Annotated in this window: 24 protein-coding genes; 13 read left to right on the top strand and 11 right to left on the bottom strand. The window is 74.1% G+C overall.

The features are described from left to right. Positions 1 to 106 precede the first annotated feature (106 nt). From AB0924_RS35495 to AB0924_RS35480, 4 genes are all read left to right on the top strand, one after another. Positions 107 to 1138 carry a LacI family DNA-binding transcriptional regulator gene (locus AB0924_RS35495; RefSeq protein WP_366913677.1) on the top strand — a complete coding sequence of 344 codons (1032 nt, stop codon included), beginning with the start codon at positions 107 to 109 and terminating at the stop codon, positions 1136 to 1138. Between the two features lie 98 nt (positions 1139 to 1236). Beyond that, a complete protein-coding gene (locus AB0924_RS35490) occupies positions 1237 to 2538 on the top strand; it encodes an alpha/beta fold hydrolase (RefSeq protein ID WP_358933146.1) in 1302 nt (433 codons plus the stop codon). A gap of 203 nt (positions 2539 to 2741) precedes the next feature. Beyond that, positions 2742 to 3635: an RNA polymerase sigma factor SigJ gene (gene sigJ / locus AB0924_RS35485; protein ID WP_358933148.1), complete on the top strand. Its 894-nt coding sequence runs from the start codon at positions 2742 to 2744 to the stop codon at positions 3633 to 3635. Positions 3636 to 3712: 77 nt separating this feature from the next. Continuing rightward, positions 3713 to 4588 (top strand): pentapeptide repeat-containing protein, encoded by an 876-nt coding sequence (locus AB0924_RS35480; protein ID WP_366913658.1) that lies wholly within the window; start codon positions 3713 to 3715, stop codon positions 4586 to 4588. A 103-nt stretch (positions 4589 to 4691) separates the two neighbouring features. Here AB0924_RS35480 and AB0924_RS35475 read toward each other — a convergent pair whose 3' ends face one another. Further along, entirely contained in the window at positions 4692 to 6212 is a 1521-nt protein-coding gene (locus tag AB0924_RS35475) for a cytochrome P450 (protein WP_358933152.1), read from the bottom strand. A gap of 121 nt (positions 6213 to 6333) precedes the next feature. Here AB0924_RS35475 and AB0924_RS35470 point away from each other — a divergent pair, with 121 nt between their 5' ends. Both AB0924_RS35470 and AB0924_RS35465 read left to right on the top strand, forming a co-directional pair. Then, positions 6334 to 6939: a TetR/AcrR family transcriptional regulator gene (locus tag AB0924_RS35470; protein WP_366913656.1), complete on the top strand. Its 606-nt coding sequence runs from the start codon at positions 6334 to 6336 to the stop codon at positions 6937 to 6939. 82 nt (positions 6940 to 7021) lie between these two features. Continuing rightward, a complete protein-coding gene (locus AB0924_RS35465; protein ID WP_366913654.1) occupies positions 7022 to 7747 on the top strand; it encodes a DUF2470 domain-containing protein in 726 nt (241 codons plus the stop codon). On the opposite strand, the gene AB0924_RS35460 is transcribed toward AB0924_RS35465, so the two are convergent. The 4 genes from AB0924_RS35460 to AB0924_RS35445 form a co-directional block, all read right to left on the bottom strand. After that, positions 7715 to 8971: a lactonase family protein gene (locus AB0924_RS35460; protein ID WP_358933156.1), complete on the bottom strand. Its 1257-nt coding sequence runs from the start codon at positions 8969 to 8971 to the stop codon at positions 7715 to 7717. The two genes, AB0924_RS35465 and AB0924_RS35460, sit on opposite strands and share 33 nt — an antisense overlap. Positions 8972 to 9082: 111 nt before the next feature. Next, positions 9083 to 10162 carry a hypothetical protein gene (locus AB0924_RS35455; RefSeq protein ID WP_366913653.1) on the bottom strand — a complete coding sequence of 360 codons (1080 nt, stop codon included), beginning with the start codon at positions 10160 to 10162 and terminating at the stop codon, positions 9083 to 9085. A gap of 46 nt (positions 10163 to 10208) precedes the next feature. Further along, on the bottom strand, positions 10209 to 11462 hold the full coding sequence (locus AB0924_RS35450; protein WP_366913651.1) for an aromatic acid exporter family protein: 1254 nt from the start codon (positions 11460 to 11462) through the stop codon (positions 10209 to 10211). 93 nt (positions 11463 to 11555) lie between these two features. Further along, positions 11556 to 12050, bottom strand: coding sequence for an FBP domain-containing protein (locus tag AB0924_RS35445; RefSeq protein WP_358933162.1), 495 nt, complete (start codon positions 12048 to 12050; stop codon positions 11556 to 11558). A gap of 276 nt (positions 12051 to 12326) precedes the next feature. Between AB0924_RS35445 and AB0924_RS35440 the strand changes: the two genes are divergently transcribed. Beyond that, positions 12327 to 13616: an ROK family protein gene (locus AB0924_RS35440; RefSeq protein ID WP_358933164.1), complete on the top strand. Its 1290-nt coding sequence runs from the start codon at positions 12327 to 12329 to the stop codon at positions 13614 to 13616. Positions 13617 to 13650: 34 nt separating this feature from the next. Here AB0924_RS35440 and AB0924_RS35435 read toward each other — a convergent pair whose 3' ends face one another. The 4 genes from AB0924_RS35435 to AB0924_RS35420 form a co-directional block, all read right to left on the bottom strand. Further along, a complete protein-coding gene (locus tag AB0924_RS35435; RefSeq protein ID WP_358933166.1) occupies positions 13651 to 13866 on the bottom strand; it encodes a hypothetical protein in 216 nt (71 codons plus the stop codon). 31 nt (positions 13867 to 13897) lie between these two features. Continuing rightward, complete coding sequence (locus AB0924_RS35430; RefSeq protein WP_358933168.1) at positions 13898 to 14929, bottom strand: SDR family oxidoreductase; 1032 nt, start codon at positions 14927 to 14929, stop codon at positions 13898 to 13900. Positions 14930 to 15251: 322 nt separating this feature from the next. Beyond that, positions 15252 to 15908, bottom strand: a complete 657-nt coding sequence (locus AB0924_RS35425) for an HAD family hydrolase (protein WP_358933170.1) — start codon at positions 15906 to 15908, stop codon at positions 15252 to 15254. Positions 15909 to 15948: 40 nt separating this feature from the next. After that, entirely contained in the window at positions 15949 to 16989 is a 1041-nt protein-coding gene (locus AB0924_RS35420) for a PHP domain-containing protein (protein WP_358933172.1), read from the bottom strand. A 165-nt stretch (positions 16990 to 17154) separates the two neighbouring features. On the opposite strand from AB0924_RS35420, the gene AB0924_RS35415 reads away from it, so the two are divergent. The 4 genes from AB0924_RS35415 (at position 17155) to AB0924_RS35400 (ending at position 19981) form a co-directional block, all read left to right on the top strand. Further along, positions 17155 to 17961, top strand: a complete 807-nt coding sequence (locus tag AB0924_RS35415) for an SDR family oxidoreductase (RefSeq protein WP_358933174.1) — start codon at positions 17155 to 17157, stop codon at positions 17959 to 17961. Positions 17962 to 17968: 7 nt separating this feature from the next. Then, positions 17969 to 18994: a DNA topoisomerase IB gene (locus AB0924_RS35410; protein ID WP_358933176.1), complete on the top strand. Its 1026-nt coding sequence runs from the start codon at positions 17969 to 17971 to the stop codon at positions 18992 to 18994. A gap of 35 nt (positions 18995 to 19029) precedes the next feature. Then, on the top strand, positions 19030 to 19278 hold the full coding sequence (locus AB0924_RS35405; RefSeq protein ID WP_358933178.1) for a hypothetical protein: 249 nt from the start codon (positions 19030 to 19032) through the stop codon (positions 19276 to 19278). A gap of 199 nt (positions 19279 to 19477) precedes the next feature. Then, positions 19478 to 19981, top strand: coding sequence for a hypothetical protein (locus tag AB0924_RS35400; RefSeq protein ID WP_366913650.1), 504 nt, complete (start codon positions 19478 to 19480; stop codon positions 19979 to 19981). 461 nt (positions 19982 to 20442) lie between these two features. Here AB0924_RS35400 and AB0924_RS35395 read toward each other — a convergent pair whose 3' ends face one another. Beyond that, positions 20443 to 21690, bottom strand: a complete 1248-nt coding sequence (locus AB0924_RS35395; protein WP_366913649.1) for a family 16 glycosylhydrolase — start codon at positions 21688 to 21690, stop codon at positions 20443 to 20445. Positions 21691 to 21784: 94 nt separating this feature from the next. Further along, positions 21785 to 22342, bottom strand: a complete 558-nt coding sequence (locus tag AB0924_RS35390) for a VanZ family protein (RefSeq protein ID WP_366913648.1) — start codon at positions 22340 to 22342, stop codon at positions 21785 to 21787. Between the two features lie 250 nt (positions 22343 to 22592). Between AB0924_RS35390 and AB0924_RS35385 the strand changes: the two genes are divergently transcribed. Both AB0924_RS35385 and AB0924_RS35380 read left to right on the top strand, forming a co-directional pair. After that, on the top strand, positions 22593 to 22799 hold the full coding sequence (locus AB0924_RS35385) for a hypothetical protein (RefSeq protein WP_358933187.1): 207 nt from the start codon (positions 22593 to 22595) through the stop codon (positions 22797 to 22799). Further along, positions 22796 to 23248: a monovalent cation/H+ antiporter complex subunit F gene (locus AB0924_RS35380; RefSeq protein ID WP_358933189.1), complete on the top strand. Its 453-nt coding sequence runs from the start codon at positions 22796 to 22798 to the stop codon at positions 23246 to 23248. Before AB0924_RS35385 ends, AB0924_RS35380 begins: the two co-directional genes overlap by 4 nt. The last annotated feature ends 14 nt before the right edge of the window (positions 23249 to 23262 follow it).

The raw sequence follows: 23262 nt of genomic DNA, 5'->3' as shown, positions 1-23262 counted from the left end.
GACCTTCCGCCCCGGGCACGCGCGACCGTCCTCGAGCGCGTGAGCGCTCGTGGTGAACGTCAGCGCCTTCCCCCGCCGCCGCTCGTCCCTGGAGGTCCCAAGCCCGATGGCCCAGTCGGTGGGTATCAAGGACGTCGCCCGCGCCGCCGGAGTCTCGGTGGGCACGGTCTCGAACGTCTTCAACCGCCCGGAGACCGTCGCCGGCGAGACCCGGGCGCGGGTGCTGTCCGCGATCGACCGGCTCGGCTACGTCCGCAGCGAGTCCGCCCGGCAGCTGCGCGCCGGCCGCAGCCGGATCATGGGCCTGCTGGTGCTGGACATGGGCAACCCCTTCTTCGTGGACGTGGCCCGCGGCGCCGAGCGGGCGGCCCGCGACGCGGGGCTCGGCGTGATGGTCTGCAACAGCGCGCAGAACGCGGCCGAGGAGGCGGAGTACCTCTCGCTCTTCGCCGAGCAGCGGGTGCGCGGGGTGCTCCTCACCCCGGCGGACGCCACCGGCCGCAACATCGCGGCCTTCCGCCGGCACGGCATCCCCTTCGTGCTGGTCGACCGGGTCGCCGAGGGCACCACCGAGTGCTCCGTCTCCGTGGACGACGTGGCGGGCGGCGCCCTCGCCGTCCGGCACCTGGTGGACGCCGGTCACCGTTCCATCGCCTACGTCAGCGGCCCGCCCGGACTGAACCAGGTGCGCGACCGCCGCGCCGGCGCCCTGAACGCCCTCGCCGAGGCCGGGCTCGGCCCCGACGCCCTGCGCGAGCTGCCCACCGAGCGCCTGGACGTGGCCGCCGGCCGGGACGCGGGCGCCCGGCTGCTGGGCCTCGCCGACCGCCCCACCGCGGTCTTCTGCGCCAACGACCTGCTCGCGCTCGGCGTGCTCCAGGCGCTCTACGCGGCCGGCGTGGTCGTCCCCGACGACCTGGCGATCGTCGGCTACGACGACATCGAGTTCGCCGCGGCCGCCGCCGTACCGCTGACCTCCGTACGGCAGCCCGCCGTCACCATGGGCGCCCTCGCCGCGGAGCTGCTGCTGGAGGAGACCGAGGCCGGCACCGAGGGCGGGGCCGGCCGGCACGAGCACCGGCGGGTGGTGCTCCAGCCGGAGCTGGTGGTGCGCCGCTCCAGTCTCGCCGCCCGCTGACCGCAAGTTCAGTAGGAATCCATGATCCTGGATGGGTGGGCCCGGCCGCAGGTGTGCTGAACTGGGACCCGTCCACGCCGTCCGTCCCGGGAGATCCGTTGACTTCCAGCTACCGCCAGCCCGGTGTCGTCCTCACCGACCGCCGCTTCACCGTGCCCCTCGATCACGCGCGGCCGGACGGCGAGAGCATCGAGTTGTACGCCCGTGAGGCCGTCGCCGCCGACAAGGCGGGGCAGGACCTGCCGTGGCTGCTGTATCTGCAGGGCGGACCCGGCTTCGGGGCGAATCGTTTCGTCGGACGGCAGGCCTGGCTGGACCGCGCCCTGAAGGACTATCGCGTCCTCCTCCTGGACCAGCGCGGCACCGGCAGCTCCACGCCCGCCACCCGGCAGACCCTCCCGCTGCGCGGCGGTCCCGCCGAGCAGGCCGACTACCTCACCCACTTCCGCGCCGACTCCATCGTCCGCGACTGCGAGGCCATCCGCCCCCTCGTGACGGGCGGCGCCCCGTGGACCGTGCTGGGCCAGAGCTTCGGCGGCTTCTGCACGGTGTCGTACCTCTCCCTCGCCCCCGAGGGACTCAGCACCGCCGTCGTCACCGGCGGCCTGCCCTCCCTCGACGCCCACGCCGACGACGTATACCGGGCCGCCTACCCGCGCATCGAACGCAAGGTCGCCGCGCACTACGCCCGCTACCCGCAGGACGTCGAGCGGGCCCGGCGCGTCGCCGACCACCTCCTCACCCACGACGTCGTCCTGCCCGGCGGTCACCGCCTCACCGTGGAGGCGTTCCAGTCCCTCGGCCTCATGCTCGGGGCGAGCGACGGCAGCCACCGGCTGCACTTCCTCCTGGAAGACGCGTTCGTCCGCACTCCCGGCGGCCCGGAGCTGTCCGACGCCTTCCAGGAACAGGTGCGCGGCCTGCTGTCGTACGCGGCGCACCCGCTCTACGCGCTCGTCCACGAGTCCATCTACGGCCAGGACGCCCGCCCCACCGCCTGGGCCGCCGAGCGGGTGCGTGCCGAGTTCCCGCAGTTCGACGCGGCCAAGGCGATCGCCGGGGACGCCCCGGTGCTGTTCACCGGCGAGACGGCGCACCCCTGGATGTTCGAAACCGACCCGGCCCTGCGCCCGCTGCGCGAGACCGCCGAACTGCTCGCCGCCCGCACCGACTGGCAGCCCCTGTACGACCCCGCCCGGCTCGCCGCCAACGAGGTGCCGGTCGCCGCGGCGGTCTACCACGACGACATGTACGTGGACACGGCCCACTCCCTGCGGACGGCCCGCGCCGTGCGGGGGCTGCGGACCTGGGTGACCGACGAGTACGAGCACGACGGTCTGCGCGCCGGAGCGCCCCGCGTCCTGGACCGGCTGCTCGCCCTGACCCGGGACGAGGGGTGAGCCCACCGAGGCACGGCGAAGCCTGAACTCAACGAGGCATGGCCAGGCCTGAACACAACGAGGCGCGGCGGAAAAGGAGTTGCGGCGGCGGGCGGGCGGCATAGTCTGCGGCCACGGGCGAGCCGACGATCACCGGGCCGCTGCCGCCGCCCGCGGCGGCGGAGGTGCCGGCGCCCCGCCGCCACCGACCGAACGGGGACCTGATGAACGCCACCGACCTGCTCGCCGACCGCTTCGAGGAGCACCGGGGGCACCTGCGCGCGGTGGCCTACCGGATGCTCGGCTCGCTCACCGAGGCCGAGGACGCGGTCCAGGAGGCCTGGCTGCGGCTCGGCCGCGGTGACGCGGCGGAGATCCGCAACCTCGGCGGCTGGCTGACCACCGTGGTGGGCCGGGTCTGCCTGGACATGCTGCGCTCGCGCACCGCGCGCCGCGAGGAGCCGATGGAGGACACGTTCGTCCCCGATCCGGTGGTCCGGCCCCTCGGCCGGACCGACCCCGAGAAGGAGGTGCTGGAGGCCGACTCGGTCGGGCTGGCGCTCCTCGTCGTGCTCCAGACGCTGGAACCCGCCGAGCGGCTGGCGTTCGTCCTGCACGACATGTTCGCCGTGCCCTTCGACGACATCGCCGCGATCGTCGAGCGCACCCCGGCCGCCACCCGGCAGCTCGCCAGCCGGGCCCGCCGCCGGGTGCAGGGCGCCGGCCCGTCGGCCGACCCCGACCTCGGCCGGCAGCGGCAGGTGGTCGACGCCTGGCTGGCCGCCACCCGCGGCGGCGACTTCGAGGCGCTGCTCGCCCTGCTCCACCCGGATGTGGCGCTGCGCGCCGACGCGGGCGTCCTGGTCCGGGGCGTCGGCGCGTCCAAGGCGGTCAGCGGGGCCCGGACCGTCGCCGAGCAGGCCTCGATGTTCTCCCACCTCGCGGTGCACGCCCGTCCGGTGCTGGTCAACGGAGCGGTGGGCCTGGTCACCGCGCCCGAGGGGCGGCCGGTCTCGGTCACGGCGTTCACGGTCGCCGACGGCCGGATCACCGGCATGTACATCCTGGCCGACCCGGAGCGGCTGGCCCGGCTGGACCTGCCCGCGCTGGAGGGCTGAGGGCCGGGTGCCGGCCCCAGGGGCCGCGGGGTGCGGCGGCGCGCCCCGCGGTCACGCAGGTCAGTAGGCTGGACGCCATGCCGGATCAGATGACCGACCTCGCCGATCTGCGCGGCGACTGCGCCCAGTGCTTCGGGCTGTGCTGCGTCGCCCTGCCCTTCGCCGCCTCCGCGGACTTCGCCATCGACAAGCCCGCGGGCAAGCCCTGCCCGAACCTGCGGGACGACCACCGCTGCGGCATCCACGACGGTCTGCGCGAGAAGGGCTTCACCGGCTGCACGGTCTACGACTGCTTCGGCGCCGGGCAGAAGGTCTCGCAGGTCACCTTCGGCGGGCAGGACTGGCGCACCGGCTCTCCGGAGCGGTCCCGCCGGATGTTCGAGGTCTTCCCCGTCGTCCGTCAACTGCACGAGCTGCTCCGGTACTTGACGGAGGCGCTGCGCCTGGAGGCCGCCCGGCCCGTCCACGCCGGCCTGCGCGAGGCCCTGGAGCGCACCGAACTGCTCACCCGGGGGACACCCGAGGAACTGGCCCGCCTCGACGTGGCCGCCCACCGGCAGGAGGTCAACGTCCTGCTGCTGCGCGCCAGCGAGCTGGCCCGGGCGGACGCCGTCGGCGGAAAGGACCGCAAGGACCGCAAGGGCGGCAAGGGAGGCAAGCGCGGGGCCAAGGACCGCCGGGGCGCCGACCTCATCGGGGCCCGGCTGCGCGGCGCCGACCTGCGCGGGGCCAGCCTGCGCGGCGCCTACCTCATCGCGGCCGACCTCACCGGCGCCGACCTGCGCGAGGCCGACATGATCGGCGCCGACCTCCGGGACGCCGAGCTGGGCGACGCCGACCTCACCGGCGCCTTCTTCCTCACCCAGCCCCAGGTCAACGCGGCCCGCGGCAACGCCGGCACCAGGCTCCCCGAGTCGGTCACCCGCCCCGGGCACTGGGCGGCGGGCGGCTGAGCGGAGGCTGTCGCCGGGCACTCGGCGGTACCCGGCGCGAGCCGCTTCCGGCGTAGCCGCGGGCGGAGAGGCTCGCGGCTGCGCCGGCACGAAACCCATGGAGTCAGTCTCCCGCTCCGCCCACGGGGCAGCGCGCGGCTGAGCCGGGATCGGCGGCGGGTACGGTGACCGGAGTCGGCGCCGGCGCGGGGCGTCGTTCCAGGCGCAGGCGCAGACCCTCCGGCATCACCGTCAGCCGCTCGGTGACCTGGAGGCGGTAGGCGGGGTCGGCCCGCAGGTCGTAGCGGCGCAGCAGCAGGCCGAGGACGAGAGTCGCCTCGTGCAGCGCGAACTGACGGCCGATGCAGGCCCGCGCGCCGGTGCCGAACGGTTTGAAGGTGTGCGGGGCCCGGCCCCGTACGGCGCCCGCCTCGAAGCGGTCCGGGTCGAACCGCTCGGCGTCCTCACCCCACACCTCGGGGTCGCGGTGCAGCAGCGGCAGCAGGACCAGCGCCCACGCCCCGCGCCGCATCGGATGCTCCCCGGCCAGCACCGTGTCCTGCCGGGCCTCCCGGGCGTAGGCGGGCGCGGTCGGCCACAGCCGCAGCGACTCGTCCAGCACCCGGCGGACATAGCGCAGCTTGGCCACCTGCTCGTAGCCCGGTTCCGGGGTGTCGCCCCAGACGCGGTCCACCTCGGCGCGGGCCCGGGCGGCGACCTCCGGGTGCCGGGCGAGGTAGTACAGGGCGAAGGACAGCGCGCCCGAGGTGGTCTCGTGGCCGGCCACCAGGAACGTGATCACCTGTTTGCGCACGTTCTCGGCGGACAGCCGCTCCCCGGTCTCCGGGTGCGTGGTGTCCAGCATGCGGTCCAGCAGGTCCCCGTCGCCGCCGCCCGAGCGGCGCCGGGCCGCCACGACCTCGTCGACCGTACGGTCCAGATGGGCGATGTCGGCGGCGTTGCGCCGGGCGGCGCCGCGCAGCAGCAGCGGCACCAGCGGCACGGGCACGCTGTTCAGGCGCTGCGCGTAGCTGAGCGTGCCGACCATCGCGGTGACGAACGGGTGCGGCCGGTCCCGTTCGAAGGAGCCGAAGTCGTGCCCGAACCCGGTGCGCGCGATCGTCTCCAGGGTCAGCTTGGTCATGTCGCCGGGCACGTCCACCGTGCGGCCGGCCGCCAGTTCCCGGTCCCAGTGGCCGGTCAGCCGGGCGGCCACCGCCAGCATCATCGAGTGGTAGCCGGCCATGGCCTCCCGGCTGAAGCCGGGCGCCAGCACGTCGTGCGCCAACTGCCAGTTCGGCTCGTGGTTGTACGCCGTGAACAGCCCGTCCCCGGCGACCGGGCGGAGATTGGCCACCCCGAGGCCCACGTGCTTGGCGAACCGGGACTCGTCGGCGAGGTCGGCGACGAGCCGCGACCCCCACAGGAACACGAACTCGTTGCCGAACACCCGGCGGCGGAAGACCGGACCCAGCTCGCGCCCGAAGCGCATCGAGTCCTGCAGCGGGCGGCGCCGGTCGACGCCGAGCACATCGCCGAGCAGCGGCAGCCGGCGCGGCGGATGCGGGATGCGGTGCAGCTCCGGCCAGCCCTGTTCCGCGCCCCGGAACCCCTTGGGCAGCCCGGTCTCCGTCGTCTCCGCCATGACGCGATCTCCCTTGACCCAGCGGATGGTTGAACCTGCGACGCCCGCGTGTTGTACGTGGGTTCAATAACGCGTTCCAGTGTGGTCCGGTTGTTGAACCGGCGTCAAGTAAAGTGACGGCATGCCCGCGAACCAGGGGGAACGCGCCCGGCGCAGACTCAGCACCGAGGAGCGCCGTGAGCAGTTACTGTCGGTCGGGGCGAAACTGTTCTCGGAGAGCCCGTACGACGAGGTCTGGATCGAGCAGGTCGCCGAGATCGCGGGCGTCTCCCGCGGGCTGCTGTACCACTACTTCCCGACCAAGCGGGACTTCTTCGCCGCGGTCGTGGAGCGCGAGAGCGAGCGGATGCTGCGCATGACCGCGGCCGTGCCCGGGGTGCCGGTGCGCGACCAGCTCCTCGCCAGTCTCGACACCTATCTCGCCTACGTGCAGGCGCACGCGCACGGCTTCCGTGCCTTCCATCGCGCCGACGCGGCCGGTGACCAGGCCGTGCGGCGCGTCTACCAGCGGGCCCTCGCCGCCCAGGAGCAGCAGATCCTGGCCGCCCTCGCGGTGGACCCGGAGTTCGGGCCGGCCTTCGAGGATGTCCCCGGGGTGCGGCTCGCCGTGCGCGGCTGGCTCGCCTTCACCACCGCCGTCTGCCTGGAATGGCTGCGGGACGGCGAACCGGACCGGGAGCAGGTCCGCGATCTGTGCGCCCGGGCGCTCCTGGGAGTCATCGCCTGACTCACCCCCTCGTCGGAGGCGTGGTTGGCGTGCGCCCGGATCTTCGATAAGTTAGGCAAGGCTTACCTAAGGAGGCATGGGGATGGGTGACACCCAGGACTGGGCGGCCGGGCCCGGTGCGGCTCAGCGGGCCCGGTCGGTGGCGGCGGCCGCGTGGTCGTGCGCGGTGACGGCGGACGGTGCCCGCGAGGAGTACGTGGGCGCGCACCGCGTGACCGGTGACGGCGGAGTACTGCTGGACGTGCCCGAGGACAGCGCCCTGGTCGCGGCCGCGCTGTGCGCCCCGCGCGGAGAGCCCGCCGCCGTGGTCGAGTTCGCCGACGCGGCCCCCGTACCGGTGCGCCGCCGGATCCGGTCCCGGCTGTGGCTGGCCGGATGGTTCACCCCCGTCGGCGGCTCGCTGCTGCTGCGGCCCACCCGCGTCGTGCTGTGGCAGCCGTCCGGGTCCGTGCCCGTCGGCCTCGACGAGTTCGCCGCCGCCGGGCCCGACCCGCTCGCCGGCGCCGAGGCCCGGCTGCTGACCCACCTCGCCGACGCCCACCCGGACGCCGTCGAACGGCTCACCCGGCTCGTGCGTCCCGAGAGCCTGCACGCCGCTGTCCGCGTGGTGCCGCTCGCCGTCGACCGGCACGGCCTCACCCTGCGCATCGAACGCGCCCGCACCCAGGCCGACGTACGGCTGCCGTTCCACGCCCCCGCCGACGACGTCGCCCAGCTCACCGAGCGGATGCACGCACTGCTGGCCCAGGCGAGCGCCGCCGCCTGCCCCCGCGCCCTACAGTGGCAGCGCGCAGACGGCGACCGGTGACGCGAACGGCTCACCCGCCAGGCGCAGCGCGCCGCTCCCCGCGTCCACGTGGAACACGCTGACCGTGCCGGAGCGCTGGTTCGCCGCGAACAGCAGCCGGCCGTCCGGCGAGAACGCGATCTGCCGCGGGAAGTCCCCGGCCACCGGCACCGTGCCGAGCAGCCGCAGCCGGGCCCCGGCGTCCTCGACGGCGTACCGGGCGATGCTGTTGTGGCCGCGGTTGGCGAGGAACGCGTAGGAGCCGTTCGCGGTCACCAGGAACTGCGCCGGATAGTTGGTGCCCCCGGACGACCCCGTGGGCAGCGGGTCGCCGATCGTCAGGCGTCCGGTGGCCGGGTCGTAGGCGCAGACGGCTGCCGTGTCGTCCACCTCGTTGGCCAGATAGGCGTGGCGGCCGCCGGGGTGGAAGGTCAGATGGCGCGGACCCGCGCCCGGCCGGGTGTGCGCCCGGGCCACCTCGGTGAGCGTGCCCCGGTCCGCGTCGAGGCGGTAGCTGTAGACGGTGTCCGTACCGAGGTCGACGGCGAGGACATGGCCGCCGTCCGGAGCGGTGATGAACTGGTGCGCGTGCGGGCCCTGCTGGCCGGGGCCGGGCGCCGGGGTGGTGTGGGTGACCAGATCGGTGCGTTCGCCGAGTGCGCCCGAGCCGTCGATGGGGTGCACGGCGACACTGCCCGACTGGTAGCCGGCGCTCAGCAGCCAGCGCCCGCCGGGGTGGACCGAGAGATGGCAGGGGGCCGCCCCGCCCGTGCTCCGCGCGCCCAGGACCTTCCGGTCGGCCAGGCGGACCGCGGTGACCGCGCCGTCCTCGCGCTCGTCCACCGCGTACAGCGTGCGGCCGTCCGGGTGCACCGCGAGATACGACGGGTCGGGGACGCCGGTGAGCGTCCCCGTGCCGGTGATCCGGCCGGTCGCCGGGTCGTATTCGGCCAGCCCGACGCCGGCGCCGCCGCCCTCCGCGGAGGTGTAGGTGCCCACGTACAGCGGACGGGGACGGTCCGCCCCGTGCGACGGCGGGACCGCCGTGCGCGCACCGGCCCGCGGCGGCGGATCGGCCGGCCGGGTGGGGCCGGGCGGCTCGGCCGCCGTGACGGGCACCGCCGCCACGGCGGCCGCGCCCGCCACGGCCCCGACGAACCGGCGCCTGCTCCAGCCGGTCCCCGGCCCCCGTACCCGGCCGGGCTCCAAAGAGCCGCCGCGCACCGCCCGTTCCTCCTCGTCCATGCCGCACCTCAGGTCGTCGGTCGTCCCGCTCGTGCGGTCACCCTGGCGTGGATCGACCGGTGAAGGCAAGAACGGCAACGGACGTTGCACAGCGCGCAACCGGATCCGGGTCTACCACTCCCCGTCCTCGACGGGTTTGCCCGGCGCGTCCTTCAGCGGGGTCACCTGCCCGGGGGAGGGCTGCTGCCAGGGGTCCAGGTCGTCGCCGAGCCAGTCGCCGACCGGCTTGACGCCCGTCAGCGTGCCGGTGGGGTCCAGGTCCTCGGCGTCCTCGTCGTAGTAGTCGTACCAGGGCAGTCCCGACCGTGTGTACGCCGCCCGGTCCGCCGGCGACGGCGGGGGAGCCTCGCCGGTGATGCGGCGCCACTCGGGAGGCGTGACCAGGTGGACGAAGACCCGCCCGGCGGGCGTCTGTGACCAGTCCTTCAGCGGACGGTCGTCCCGGTAGACCTCCTGGCGCATCGAGCCGCCGACGCCCAGTCCCATCGCCGCCGCGCGCCGCGGGGGAGCGGCGCCGGCCGGAGCGGAGGGCGGCGGAAGGGCCGCGCCGGGAGCGGCCGCCATGGGGACGGGCCCGCCGCCCGGCGGGGGCGCGCCGTAGCCGACGGCCGGCCCGGCCGCCCACAGCCGCCGCTGGCGCTCCCGCTCCCGCTCCTCGCGCCGCCACTCGGCCAGCGCGTGCTCGTTCAGCCCGAACGCCTGGAGCTGTACGCCGCCCCACACCTCCTCGCCGGTGACCTGGCCCTCCACCGTCGCCCCGAGACCGAGCGGGACGGCGACGAACTGCCGGACCGTGCCCTTGCCGGAGTTGATGCCGTCCAGCCAGGGCTGCCGGGGCAGTACCAGGTAGTTCTGCGGCTTGCGGACCAGGTGATCGCGCCACGGCTTCCCGGACACGGCACACACCTTGCCCACGCCCACCTGGAGGGCGGCCGGCTCCGTCGTACCGGTGAAACTCAGCCACATCGCCTCCCGCAGATACACGGGCAGCATCACACCGCCGCGCCGGCGCCACTCCGGCGGAACCCGGTCGCCGAAGTCGGCGACCCGTCGCACCGGGAACTCGCCGAGTCCCGGCGGCAGCGGATGCGTGCCCTTCTCGGGCAGTCGCAGTGTGCGGACGAACCGCACCGCCACGCCGCCCGGCAGTCTCAGTGTGTTCCCGTCGATCCGCACCTCGGTGCCGGACATCGGCCCGCCCCCTCGCCTCGTGGTGCCGGCCCCGCCGCGGCACCTCTCACGGAGAACGCTCGCCGAACCCCGTACGGTTCCGCCACAGGTTCTCCTGCACACCGAGGCGCTCCCGCAGCCGGCTCATCCGCGGCAGCCTCGCCCGCTGCTCCCGGGACACCCGGTCCAGCTCCTCCAGCAGGCGTCGGGTGCGGTGCTCGGTGTCGAGTTCGGCGATGATCCGGTTCACCTCGGTCAGCACGGCGCCCATGAGCTGCCAGTTCTCCCAGTCCTTGCCGACCTCGTCCTGGAAGAGCTCGGCGAGCCGGTCTCGGGTGCCGGCCGCCGTGTGCAGCTCGGCGGTGAGACGCCCCTCCGCCGACTCGGCGTTCGCGCTCAGATCGGCGGTCACCAGGACCGCGAAGCTGACGATCGCGTCGGCGATCTCGGAGAGGAGCTGCTCCACGGTCGCGCCGGTCTCCTTCGGGAACAGGTCCTCGGAGCCCCGGGCCTTGGCCAGGTCCGTGAAGGAACGGGCCAGCACCCGCAGCACCACCGTGCAGATCTCCAGCGTGTCCAGGCCGGTGCGCAGCACCACCCGGTGCAGCAGGCCCTCCTTCACGCGCGGGTTGAGCCGCAGGCTGTCCTCGGCCTGCCGCAGCGAGGCGTCCACCTGGGCGATGTGCTGGTCGAGACGGCGGGCCTCGTGCAGCCGTTCGGCAGCAAGCTGCCAGGAGACGCTGCCCGCGGCCTCCTCACCCATCCGCAGCATCAGCTGCCGCACCCGGCGGGCCAGGTCCTCGATCGACTCGCCCGCCTTGTCCACCCACACGGGGGGTGGCAGCAGCAGGTTGCAGGCCATGCCCACGACCGCGCCGATCAGCGTCTCCACGATCCGGGCCCAGGCGGTGAAACCGACGGTGGTGACCCCGAGCACCAGCATGGCGCTGATCGCCACCTCGGCCACGTACTCGTCCACCCGCACCAGGTGACCCACGCCCAGCGAGGCCACGATCAGCAGCGCCAGGCTCCACCAGGTCAGGCCCACCAGCAGACTGAACGCGATGGCGACCAGCACCCCGGCTACCACCGAGTTCACCCGGCGGATGCCGTTGGTGAGGGTGGCGTAGAAGGTGACCTGGACGACCAGCAGGGCGGTCAGGGGAGAGGTCAGCGGGGCCGGTTCGGGACTCAGGCGCAGCGCGATGACGTAGGCGATCGTCGCCGCGGTGGCGGACCGCAGCGTCTGGACGATCACCGGCTCCCGGTAGCGCATCAGCAGACGCTTCAGTGCCGCGGTCCACTCTCGTACGTCGTGCATCCCTTGGCCTGTTCCCGCTCCCCGGCCGGGCCGAACGTCCCTGATCGGGGAGGCGTCCATCCGTGACGCCGGCCGGTCGTCCGCCCGGGGGTGTCAGGCGCGGATCCGGTCGAGGAAGGCGTACAGATTGCCCGTCGCACGGGCGATCTGCTCCTCCAGGGTCAGGCTCTCCTCGAACCGGCCTCCCGACTGCGGCACCTTCTTCCCGCGGATGTACAGCGAGCAGGCCAGATCCGTGCACATGTAAACCCCGACCGAGTTCCCCTCGCGGCCCGCCGGACCCGCCTTGCGCGCCGTCATCAGGGACACTCCGCCGCCGGGATGCGTCGTCAGGCAGACCGAACACAGGCTGCGGTGCAGGAGCCCGCGCCGCGCGGCCGGATAGCGCAGCGCGACCGCGACGAGCCCGTCCTCCCGCTCGGCGACCAGATAGCTCCGGTCGGGCGCCCCCGGGTCCCGCCAGCCGAGAAAGTCCAGGTCGTCCCAGGGGCGTTCGCCCAGGTCCCGCGGCACCGCCAGCCGCTTGGCCTCGCCCTTGGAGCAGTTGACGAAGGAGTCGCGAATGTCCTGCTCGGTGAGCGGTCTCATCAGAAAGGTCCTTCCGGATTCCGTGTTCCGTGGCATCAACCTAGAGCCTCTAGGTTGATGGCTAGCCTAGGTAGCCAAGGCGCGGGCGGGCCAGTGGATTTCCGTAGGCTGTACCGCGAAGGGCGGGTGGGCTGGGCCCCGTCGCGGCCGCGACGGTTGGCTCAGTGCAGGTGCGACGGTTAGCTCAGTACATGAAATAAGGGTTGTCGAAAAGTCGCGTTCCGGCTGGCGCGAGAGGTATGTTGCAGGTCGGGACAGGGTTCGGGAGGGAGCCACATGGCGGGGCGGAACGGGCGGACGGTACGGGACCTCAGGCGGGGGAACCGCACGGCCCTGCTGCAACGGCTGTACTTCGACGGCCCGCTGAGCCGCTTCGAGCTGGGCCCGGCGACGGGGCTGAGTTCCGGCTCGGTCAGCAACGTGGTCGCGGATCTGGTCGCCGACGGTCTGGTCGAGGAGGCCGGCAGCGTCGACTCCGACGGCGGCCGCCCCCGTACGCTGCTGCGGGTCGCCCCGCACAGCGGCCAGATGATCGGCGTCGACGTCGGTGAGACCCGGGTCCGGGTCGAACTGTTCGACCTCGCGCTCACCGAACTCGCCCGCACCGAACGCCCGCTGACCCAGGACGGCTACGACGTCGACGGGATCGTCGGCCACATCCGCGACGGCATCGCCGAGGTGCTCGCGGCCCAGGAGGCCGTCCCCGAGCGGCTGCTCGGCGTCGGCGTCGGCGTCCCCGGCATCGTCGAGCACACCGCCGACCGGGGCGCCGTCGTGCACGGGCAGACCATCGGCTGGGACGCGGTGCCCCTGGAGGAACTCCTCCGCTCGACCTCCCGGCTCCCGGAGGCGGTCCGCTACTTCATAGACAACGGGGCCAAGACCCTCGGCCAGGCCGAGATGTGGTTCGGCGCCGGGCGCGGCGCCCGCAACGCGCTGGTCGTGCTCTTCGGCTCCGGCGTCGGCGCCTGCCTGGTCACCCCGGAGGTGGAGCACGGGCGGGCCGTCGAATGGGGCCATCTGACGGTACGGGTGCGCGGGCGTCGCTGCCGGTGCGGGGCGCCGGGTTGCCTGGAGGCGTACGCGGGCGCCGAGTCGCTGCTCGCCCGCTGGCGCGAGGAGGGCGGCCGGCCGCCGGAGGACGCCGACGAGGAGACCGCGCTCACCGCGATGCTGGCCGCCGCCTATCCACTGGACGGCGGCGACCCCGACCCGGTCGCGCTCGCGGTCCTGGAGGAGACCGCCGAGTACCTGGGCGCCGGGCTGTCCGACCTGATCAACCTCTTCCAGCCCGAGCGGATCCTCATCGGCGGCTGGGCCGGTCTCCAGCTCGGCACCCGCTTCCTGCCCGCCGTGCGCCGCCACGCGGCGACATACGCCCTGCGCCACCCGGCCGACAAGGTCACCATCGAGCTCGGCCGGCTCGGCCCCGACGCCGTCACCGTGGGCGCCGCGATCCTGCCGCTCGCCGACTTCTTCGCCCGCGGCGGCCGCCCGGCCGAACCGGTCACGCAGGACCGCCACCCGGCCTGGCGCGCCGCCCTGGAGGAGCGGGCGCCGCGCTAGGCCGCGTCGGGCCGCCGGGCCGTGGACCCGGCGGTCAGTCGGAGGGCTCGTCCGGTTCGGGCCGCTCCTCCGTCCCGATGCCCTCGTCCGTCCGGGTCTCATCGTCCGGCCCCGTGCCCTCCTCGCCGGGCGGCCGTTCCGGGGCGTCCAACGGGTCCGTACCAGGGCCGGCCTGCTGGTCGGGCGGGTCCCGGGGGACGGGATGCTCCTCGCGCCCGGGCTCCGGCTCGGGTTCCGACTGTACGGTCATGGGTCTCCTCCCCTCTCGCGTCGGCCGCGGTTCAGCCGACCTTCCGTCCGCGCATCGGTTCCGTCTCCATGCCCGCGCCCTGCTGCAGCCCGTCCAGGAACTCCCGCAGGACCTCCTCGGCCGTGTGGCGCGGGCGCCAGCCCAGCTCGGTGCGGGCCCGGGAGGAGTCCATCAGCGGCAGCCGCAGGACCGCGTCGAACAGGTGCGGGGAGGCCGGGACCAGCCGCAGCCCCCAGGCCGCGGCGAGCGCCGACCGGGCGGCGGCCCGGGGCAGCCGGACCGGGCGGGTGCCGAGCATCTCGCCCAGCATCGAGGCGTCCACCGGCGGGTCGGCGGCGAGGTTGAAGGCGCCCCGGGCGGCCTCCGAGTGCACCGCGAGCCGGTAGGCCTCGGCCGCGTCGTCCGTGTGCAGCACCTGCATCCGCAGCCCCGGCACGTCCGGCAGGAACGGCAGCATCTCGGGCCGGGCCAGCGGGCCCGGCAGGAAACGTCCGCCGAAGATCCGCCGCTGCTCGCTCGCCGACTCCCGCTTGAACAGGAAGCCCGGCCGCATCCGGACCACCCGGACCTCGGGGTGGTCGCGCTCGAAGATGTCCAGGGTGCGCTCCAGATAGGCCTTCTCCCTGCAGTACGCGGCGTCCGGCCAGCCGTGCGTCGGCCATGACTCGTCCACCGCGTGGTCCTTCGGGCCCGGCGAGTACGCGCCCACGGAGGAGGCGTGCACCAGCACCGGCACCCGCGCCGCGGCGACCGCCTCGAACACCCGGTTGCTGCCCAGCACGTTGGTCCGCCAGGTGGTCGCCGGATCGTGCGTCGGCTGGAACGCCCAGGCCAGATGGATGACGGCGTCGGCGCCCTCGAACCGCTCGGCCAGGTTGGCCGTCTCGGAGGCGAGGTCGACCGCCGCCCACTCCGTCTTCGGCGGGGACCACACCGGCGTCCGTCGAGCGATGCCCCGGACCGACTTGATCCCCGGATCGTCCGACAGGACGCGCACCACACTGGTACCGACATTGCCGGTGGCGCCCGTCACCACGACCCTGCTGCCCGCTGCGCTGGTCACCTTCGGCTCCTTCCGCGGAGACTTCGGCGGACCCGCCGGGTACCCGGCGGCCCGGCGCGCACACGGCGGAGGCACGAGAAAGCCCCGGCCGTGACGGGGGAGACACGGCCGGGGCGGCTTGTGGTGGGCGCGGATGGCGGTCGCCTCTCGGCGAAACGCTCCACAGGGCTTCAGCCGGACGATCGTCCCTGTGGGCAAAAGGTGAGGCCCGGGGACACTGTCCCATCCGCACCCACGGCTGGTTCAACGGGCAACCACCCCGTGGTGTTCCGGCGGTCCACCATGACGTGCGTCACTCCTGCGTCACTCACTCCTGCGCGGCTCAGGCCAGCGGGCTGCCGGCCAGCCGGGCGAGCAGGTCAGCGGGATCGTCGTACACCGCCTCGGCCCCCGCCTCCTCCAGGTCGGCCCGCGGGATCCCGCCGCACAGCAGGCCCACGCAGCGCACCCCGGCCTCGGCACCGGCCCGCATGTCCCACACGGTGTCCCCGACGAACACCGCCCGGGACGCCGCCACCCCGACCAGCTCCAGCGCGCGCTCCACCGGCTCCGGAGCCGGTTTGCCCCGTGCCACGTCATCGGCGCTCGCGGTGCCCGCGATGGCCTCGTCCGCGTCGATCGCCCGGCGCAGCGCGCCCAGCTCGGCGCCGCTCGCGGAGGTGGCCAGCACCACCCGCCGGCCGTCCCCGTGCAGCCGCCGCAGCAGCTCACCGGCCTTCGGCAGGGCGTGCAACCGGTCGAAGTACTGGCCGTACAGGGCCTTGTGCGCGGCACTCAGCCCGGCGTCCTGGTCCTTGTCCCGGCCGTCGCCGAGCAGATGCGCGATCAGATCGGTGGAACCGAGTCCCACGGCCCGGTGCACGGCGTGCATGGACACGTCGTGCCCCGCCTGCCGGAAGGCCTCCCACCAGGTCACGACATGCAGATGATTGGTGTCGACGAGGGTCCCGTCCACGTCGAACACGGCGGCGCGGTCCATGCGGCGGGTTCCTTTCTCTCGGCCCTCTCCGGGTACCACGTCAGGAGCCCGCCACGCGTGCCGGTACGCGGCCCTCACGCGTCCAGGCCAGCAGTTCCCCGGCCGGCCAGGTGTTCACCACCCGTCCGGCCGGCACCCCGCACTCCTCGGCGCGGGCGCAGCCGAGGATCTGCCAGTCGAGCTGTCCGGGGGCGTGCGCGTCGGTGTCGATCGCGAACAGCGTCCCGGCGGCCACCGCACGGCGCAGCAGCCGCCGGGGCGGGTCCAGCCGCTCGGGCCGGCTGTTGATCTCCACGGCCGTACCGGACTCGGCGCAGGCCGCGAAGACCGCGTCCGCGTCGAACTCCGACTCGGGCCGGCCGCGCCCGGTGACCAGCCGTCCGGTGCAGTGACCGAGCACGTCCGCGTGCGGATCGCGGACCGCGGCCACCATCCGGCGGGTCATCGAGCGGGCGTCCATCCGCAGCTTGGAGTGGACCGACACGACCACGACGTCCAGCCGCTCCAGCAGTTCGGGCTCCTGGTCCAGGGAGCCGTCCTCCAGGATGTCGCACTCGATACCGGTGAGCAGCCGGAAGGGCGCCCACCGCGCGTTGAGCTCCGCCACCACCGCGAGCTGCTCGCGCAGCCGTTCGGGCGACAGACCCCGGGCCACGGTCAGCCGGGGGGAGTGGTCGGTCAGCACCGTCCACTCATGGCCCAGCCGGGCCGCCGTCAGCCCCATCTCCTCGATCGGGCTGCCGCCGTCCGACCAGTCCGAGTGCGTATGGCAGTCACCGCGCAGCAGCCCCCGCAGCTCCGCCCCGGGGCCGCCCGCGTCCGGCGCGCCGGCCTCCTCCTCCAGCTTGCGCAGATAGCCGGGCTCCTCCCCGGCCAGCGCCTCCCGGACCACCTGCGCGGTCTTCGGGCCGACCCCCTTCAGCGCCTCCAGCGTCCCGGCCGCCGCCCGCTCGGCGACCTCCTCGTCCGGCAGCGCCGACAGCACGCGGGCGGCGGTCCGGAAGGCCTTGACCCGGTATGTGGGAGCCAGCGACCGCTCCAGCAGGAAGGCGATCCGGTCCAGCGCCGCGACGGGATCCATGCGCACACCACCTCCAGCTCGGCGAAGCCCCTCCAGGGTTCCCCGGACGGGCCCGCCCCGCACGTCACCGGCTGCCCGGGCCCCGCTCCGGCCCCCGGCGGTTTGTCCGCGCGGCCCCCGGGTACTGCGAGTCCCGTCGACCGCCCGCCCGCGAGGAGGCCCGCCATGCCCGCTCCCGCCGACACCCGCAGGGTGGCCGTGATCACCGGCTCGGACTCCGGCATCGGCCGCGCCACCGCCGTGCGCCTGGCCGAGGCGGGGCTCGACATCGGCATCACCTGGCACAGCGACGAGAAGGGCGCCGAGGAGACGGCGCGGGAGGTGCGGGAGAAGGGCCGCCGGGCGGCCGTCGCCCGGCTCGACCTCACCGAACTCCCCGGGGCCGCGGACACCGTGGACGAGCTGTGCGCCGAACTCGGCCGCCTCGACGTGCTGGTCAACAACGCCGGTACGGGCACCATGACGCCCTTCCTCGACCTCGGCCTCGACGACGTGCGCCGGGTGCTCGACGTGGACCTCGTCGGGCCCTTCCTGTGCGGGCAGAAGGCGGCCCGGCACATGATCGCGCAGGGCGGCGGCGGCCGGATCGTCAACGTCACCTCCGTCCACGAGCACCAGCCCCGGGTGGGCGCGGCGCCGTACTGCGCGGCCAAGGGCGGGCTCGGGCTGCTCACCCAGGTGATGGCCCTGGAACTGGCCGAGCACGGCATCACCGTGAACGCGGTGGCGCCCGGCGAGATCGCCACCCCGATGACCGGCCAGGAGGACACCGACGTGCGCACCGAGCGCCGCCCCGGCGTCCCCCTCGGACGGCCCGGCGACGCCCGCGAGGTCGCCGCCGTGATCGCGTTCCTCGCGGGCCCGGACGCCTCCTACGTCACCGGCGCCTCCTGGAGCGTCGACGGCGGAATGCTCCGCATGGGACCACAGGCCGGCTCCCACCTGACCGGCGACGACTGGCGACGGCCCTGAGGGCACGGTGAGACTGCGCACCAGCTCCTGCGACCGGCCGGGCTTCACCCGGGTCCGCGCCGGCCGCGGCTTCCGCTACCGGGACGAGTCAGGCGCGCCCCTGACCGACCCCGCCCAGCGCGCCCGGCTCCGGGACCTCACCATCCCGCCGGCCTGGCGGGACGTGTGGATCTGCCCCTGGCCCAACGGCCACCTCCAGGCCGTCGGCACCGACGCCGCCGGACGCCGCCAGTACCTGTACCACGAGCAGTTCCGGGCAGAGCAGGACAGGGCCAAGCACGAGCACGTGCGCCGCGTCGCACGCGCCCTGCCCGAGCTGCGCGAGCAGGTCTCCGCCGACCTCGCCGGACGCGGACTGAGCCGTCCCCGGGTCATCGCCTGCGCCGTCCGCCTGCTCGACCTCGGCTTCTTCCGCGTCGGCAGCGACCGGCACACCCGCACCAGCGAGACCTACGGCCTGACGACCATGCTCCGCGAGCATGTCAGCTGCGGCCGCGGCGAGATCGCCTTCAGCTTTCCCGCCAAGGGCGGCACCGAGACGGTCCGCGCCCTGGTCGACGACCAGGCGCACGCCGTGGCATGCGCCCTGCTGCGCCGTCCGCGCGGCGGCGACCGCTTCCTCGCCTTCCACGACCACGGCGCCTGGCACGACCTGCACAGCGACGACCTCAACGAGGCGCTGCGCCGGCTCTCCGGCACCGACGTGACCGCGAAGGACTTCCGCACCTGGCACGCCACCGTGCTCGCCGCCGTCGCGCTGGCCGTCACCGCCGGCGGCGCCCGCTCCAGCGAGAGCGCCCGGCACCGGCAGACGGCGCGCGCGGTCCGGGAGGTCAGCCACTACCTCGGCAACACCCCCGCGGTCTGCCGGGCCTCCTACATCGATCCCAGGGTCTTCGAGCTGTTCGAACAGGGCGTGACGATCGCCCCGGCGCTGAGCCGGCTGGGGGAGCACGGGGACTTCGGGCGCCCCGCCACCCAGGGAGCCGTCGAGGCGGCGGTCCTCGGTCTCCTGGACGGCGCACGCGGATGAGCCGTCGGCCCGCGAGGCGTTCTAGGCTCTATTTCATGACCGAACAAGGAGTTCCGCACATCTCCCACCCACGGATCCTGGTACTCGGTGTGTGCCCGGGCAGGCACGGTGGGCCGCCCTTCCGGATCATGGAGATCGACGGTGAGGTCATCGGGGAGGCCAGGACCGTCACCGACGTACTGGAGGCCGCCGCGTCCCACGGGCTGCCCATCCACGATCTGGACGACCCGGACTCCATCCGGTGGGTGGGCGGCGACAAGTACACCTGGACCCTGCACCACTGAGGGCGACCGCCCGTAGGGGGTTGGCCGCGGTGTCGCCGCCGGCGCCCGATCCGGACCGGTGCCGCGCCGGCGGTGCGGCGGCGATCCCTGGGGACGGCCGCCTCGCTCACAGGAGGCGCACAGACGCGGTGCACAACAACCACGTGTCCCGCGGCGCCACTTCGCACCGCGGCCGCGCCGACGCCTAGGCTTCCGCAGCATGACCCCCAACCCGGGCTCCGCGGCCCACGAGCGGCTCCTCGACCGGTGGCTGGACGACCTGCAGGTGCCGGCCGCACGGCTCGAACAGGTGTATCTCGACCGGGACTTCGCGTTCGACTACACGCCCGCCTCCCTGGCCGCCCTCGAACACGCGCCGCTCGAGGAGGAGCCCGGCGACGGGTTCCGCCGGGCCGCGACCTCCTGCATCGGGGAGGTGCTGATGGACGTCTGCGGCGGCCGGTGGGACATCAACTCCGGCACCGATGGTGAGGACGGCGATCCGGTCGTGCGCCCCGACCCCGCCCTCGGCCTGGCCCCGCTGTCCATCGGCACCCTCATCGACGTCGCCCTGGCGAACGATCCGGGGAGGTGTTCACCCGCGAGCGCGCGGAGCTGGCGGGCGCGGTGTCCGGGCGCCGCCCGGCTGCCCCGGGCTGGGCGCCGCGCAGGGAACGCTCGCCCCTGGATCCGATCGGCCGTCAGCCGGCGGACGGCTGGCTGAGGTCGTGGCCGGCGGACCGGCAGGCAGGCCACCCCTCCTGGGTGCGGCGGCTCCCCGGGGCCGGGTCGGTCCACGAGTGGGACTTCTCGCCCGCCGGCCTCGACGCCCTGGAACGGCAGGTGCGCGGCCGGGACGGCACCCTCGCCGCCTTCGACGCGGACCGCGAGGGGCCGTTCCTGCAGGGCGCCCCTGTGGTACCTGGGGCAGATCATCTGCCTGCACCACGACAGCACCTGGGCGCACTGGGCGATCGACCCGGACGCCCCGCACGGCAGCCACCACCACGCGGACAACCCCTGGTCCGGTATCCCGTTCACCCATCGGCCGCACACCCGCCGGGCCCGCCCCTGCGACCCGCTGGAGCTGCTGCGCGGCCTCGTCCGCCGCGGGCCCGGCTACCACCTCAGCGGGGCCGTCGCGGAGATATAGCGTGCCCGCGCCGGCCCCCGGTACGGCCGGGCTCAGCCCACCGTCCACTTCTGGTTGGCGCCGCCCGTGCACGTCCAGATCTGCAGCCGGGTGCCGTTGGCCGAGTTGTTCCCGGTCACGTCCAGGCACTTGTTCGCCTGGGGATTGACGATGTCGCGGGCCGCCGGAAGGGCCCACTTCTGGGCGGCACTTCCGTTGCAGTCCCACAGTTGGACCGGCGTGCCGTCGGCGGTGCCGCCGCCGGCGACGTCCAGGCACTTGCCGAGCGCCCGGATCGTGCCGTCCGAACCCACCGTCCACTGCTGGGCCGCCGTGCCGTTGCAGTCGTAGAGCTGCACCGGGGTGCCGTTGGCGGTGTTCGCGGCGGCCACGTCCACGCACTTGCCCGCCAGGCCCCGGATCGGGACACCGGCCGCGCTGTTGCTCGTCGTCACGGACACCGAGTCCACCACCAGTTGCGACGGGAACGGGGTGGAGCCGTCCGGGTCGCCGGGCCAGTACCCGCCGACCGCCAGGTTCAGGATCAGGAAGAACGGCTTGTTGAACACCCAGGTCTTCCCGCCCAGGTCGGCGGGCGTGCGGCGCTGGTAGACGTTGCCGTCCACCGACCAGGTGATCGAGTCGGGCGCCCAGTCGACGGCGAAGGTGTGGAAGGCGTCCGCGAAGGCCTGGCCGCCCGGCAGGGTGTAGCCGGCGCCGATGCCGCCCGAGCCGGAGTAGCCGGGGCCGTGGATCGTGCCGTGCACGGTGGAGGGTTCAAAACCGACGTTCTCCATCACGTCGATCTCACCCGAGTCCGGCCAGTTCACCGGCGTGCCGAGCATCCAGAACGCGGGCCACATGCCCTGTCCCCGCGGGATCTTCATCCGGGCCTCGACATGGCCGTACTGCGCGTTGAACTTGCCCGAGGTGTTCAGCCGGGCCGAGGTGTACTGGCAACTGCCGTACCAGCACTGGTAACCCGCCGGATTCTCCTTCCGGGCCGTGATCACCAGGTGCCCCTGACCGTCCAGGGCCGCGTTCTTCGTGCCGGAGGTGTAGTACTGGCGCTCGTGGTTGTTGACGTTGTCACCCGTCTCCAGCGTCCACTTCGAGGAGTCGACACCCGAGCCGGCGGCCCCGTCGAAGTTGTCGGAGAAGGTCGAGACGGCAGCGGCAGCGGCGGCCGCGGCCGCCGGGGCGGTGCCCTGCGCGTGGGCCGGACCGACGGCGGCCGAGCCGACCAGCGCGGCGGACAGGGCGGCGAGCAGACATCTGCGGAGCAGGCGTGGGGAGGGCATGACTCTCCATTCGGCGTGGGGGTGAGATGCCCTCTTGATTCAAGGCGTGAGATAAGAACGGGTCAATACTCTGGTCCGGACCAGTTTCTGACGCTCACTCACTTTCCGTCGTCCTCACCCGGCGGTGCACCGACCGTCCGAGCCGGCGGCCCAGCAGCAGCCAACCCAGCAGCGCGCCGGTGGTGTTGAGGATGACGTCGTCGATGTCGAAGGCCCGCCCGGTGACCAGCGCGCCCTGGAACAGCTCCACCACCAGCATCACCAGAGCCGTGAGTATCAGCACCTGGAACACTCCCCGGGCGCGCGGCGCCAGGACCGGGACCAGCACGCCGAACGGCACGCCGAGGAGTACGTTCCCCCCGATCTGCTTGACCGTGTCCCGCCACTGCGCGTACTCCAGATAGGCCGACAGCGACCGTCCGGGGTGCAGATTGCTGTGCGTCAGCGACACCGACGCCGGGGACGGCTGCAGCGTGAGCCGGGCCAGTACGACCGCGAAAGCCACCATGAACGCGAAGGCGACCAGCATCGCCAGCAGCCGCCACGGGAGCGCGAGTGCGTGCGGTGCGGCCGCCGGCCGGGTCCGGGCGGGCCGTTCCCGCTTCTTCGGCGCACGCAGTGCGGCGGGCAGACGTAGCGCGGTCCGGGCCATTCGGTCACTCTCCTGGAATAGTCAACGTCCCCGTTACACAGCGCGGTTACCCCTGAACCGGCGCGGAATGCCGTCGCCCGGACGGCGGCCGGAGCGCGTCGGCGGTTTCCGTTCACGCCTCCGGGGCACTCCGGCCCGGGACCCGCGTGCCGCCCGCCCTCCGAGGGCCGCGCGGTGCTTGGATGCCCCGAGCGGCGTATCGCCACGAAACGCCGCACAACCCCCTGCCGGACGGACCGAGGAGGCGGCGATGACCGGGCGCACGGCCCAGCGGACCGCGACGCGTACGGTCCTGCTCACCCTGGGCGAGCTGCTGGCCTGGTGGACCGCCCTCGCCCTGCTGTGGCTGGTCTTCATCACCTCGGTCGACACCCTGGAGCGGATCGTCGGCGCGAGTGCCGCCGCGGCGGGCGCGTTGCTGGCCCGGGCCGGTCGTCGGGCGGTGACCTGGCGGTGAACGGCTGGATCCTGGCGGCGGCCGTCGTGCTGGCCGGGGGAGGGGCGGTCGTCCTGTGGGGTGTGACCTCCGGCCCGCTGCCCCGCCGGGTCGTGGCGCAGAACCTGACCACCTCCGTGGCCTGCCCGGCCCTGCTGCTGCTCGCCCAGGGCTACGACCGCCCCGCCTACGTCGATCTCGCCCTGCTGATGGCCCTCCTGGGCCCGGTCGGCACCCTCGTCTTCGCCCGCCTGCTGGCCGACGACCTGGCGGGCGGCCGGCCGGGTGCCTGGGGAGCGACCTGGGCGGCGGCCGCACTCGGCGCGGTGGTCGTGGTGGCCGTGTGCGTGGCCGCCGGGCCGGGCCGGGCCATGGTGAAACTGCTGGTGACCGGCGCCCTGCTGATCGGCGGGAACATCATCGCCTCCCGCGCGCTGTCGGGCGGGTTCGAGGGGGTGCGCGGTGGCTGACACGGTGCCGGGCG

The sequence above is a fragment of the Streptomyces sp. NPDC047869 genome, assembly GCF_040704065.1.
Classification (GTDB): Bacteria; Actinomycetota; Actinomycetes; order Streptomycetales; family Streptomycetaceae; genus Streptomyces.
Note: the sequence above shows the minus strand (reverse complement) of the source record. Positions and strands in the feature narration are given on the sequence as shown.

Coding starts and splice junctions, on each gene's coding strand:
- AB0924_RS35425 (WP_358933170.1), bottom strand. CDS start 15,908: ATGGACCGCGCCGCCGTGTTCGACGTGGACGGGACCCTCGTCGACACC.
- AB0924_RS35400 (WP_366913650.1), top strand. CDS start 19,478: ATGACCCCCAACCCGGGCTCCGCGGCCCACGAGCGGCTCCTCGACCGG.
- sigJ (WP_358933148.1), top strand. CDS start 2,742: ATGAACGCCACCGACCTGCTCGCCGACCGCTTCGAGGAGCACCGGGGG.
- AB0924_RS35420 (WP_358933172.1), bottom strand. CDS start 16,989: ATGGATCCCGTCGCGGCGCTGGACCGGATCGCCTTCCTGCTGGAGCGG.
- AB0924_RS35440 (WP_358933164.1), top strand. CDS start 12,327: ATGGCGGGGCGGAACGGGCGGACGGTACGGGACCTCAGGCGGGGGAAC.
- AB0924_RS35415 (WP_358933174.1), top strand. CDS start 17,155: ATGCCCGCTCCCGCCGACACCCGCAGGGTGGCCGTGATCACCGGCTCG.
- AB0924_RS35435 (WP_358933166.1), bottom strand. CDS start 13,866: ATGACCGTACAGTCGGAACCCGAGCCGGAGCCCGGGCGCGAGGAGCAT.
- AB0924_RS35475 (WP_358933152.1), bottom strand. CDS start 6,212: ATGGCGGAGACGACGGAGACCGGGCTGCCCAAGGGGTTCCGGGGCGCG.
- AB0924_RS35460 (WP_358933156.1), bottom strand. CDS start 8,971: ATGGACGAGGAGGAACGGGCGGTGCGCGGCGGCTCTTTGGAGCCCGGC.
- AB0924_RS35445 (WP_358933162.1), bottom strand. CDS start 12,050: ATGAGACCGCTCACCGAGCAGGACATTCGCGACTCCTTCGTCAACTGC.
- AB0924_RS35450 (WP_366913651.1), bottom strand. CDS start 11,462: ATGCACGACGTACGAGAGTGGACCGCGGCACTGAAGCGTCTGCTGATG.
- AB0924_RS35390 (WP_366913648.1), bottom strand. CDS start 22,342: ATGGCCCGGACCGCGCTACGTCTGCCCGCCGCACTGCGTGCGCCGAAG.
- AB0924_RS35405 (WP_358933178.1), top strand. CDS start 19,030: ATGACCGAACAAGGAGTTCCGCACATCTCCCACCCACGGATCCTGGTA.
- AB0924_RS35495 (WP_366913677.1), top strand. CDS start 107: ATGGCCCAGTCGGTGGGTATCAAGGACGTCGCCCGCGCCGCCGGAGTC.
- AB0924_RS35480 (WP_366913658.1), top strand. CDS start 3,713: ATGCCGGATCAGATGACCGACCTCGCCGATCTGCGCGGCGACTGCGCC.
- AB0924_RS35470 (WP_366913656.1), top strand. CDS start 6,334: ATGCCCGCGAACCAGGGGGAACGCGCCCGGCGCAGACTCAGCACCGAG.
- AB0924_RS35455 (WP_366913653.1), bottom strand. CDS start 10,162: ATGTCCGGCACCGAGGTGCGGATCGACGGGAACACACTGAGACTGCCG.
- AB0924_RS35465 (WP_366913654.1), top strand. CDS start 7,022: ATGGGTGACACCCAGGACTGGGCGGCCGGGCCCGGTGCGGCTCAGCGG.
- AB0924_RS35395 (WP_366913649.1), bottom strand. CDS start 21,690: ATGCCCTCCCCACGCCTGCTCCGCAGATGTCTGCTCGCCGCCCTGTCC.
- AB0924_RS35385 (WP_358933187.1), top strand. CDS start 22,593: ATGACCGGGCGCACGGCCCAGCGGACCGCGACGCGTACGGTCCTGCTC.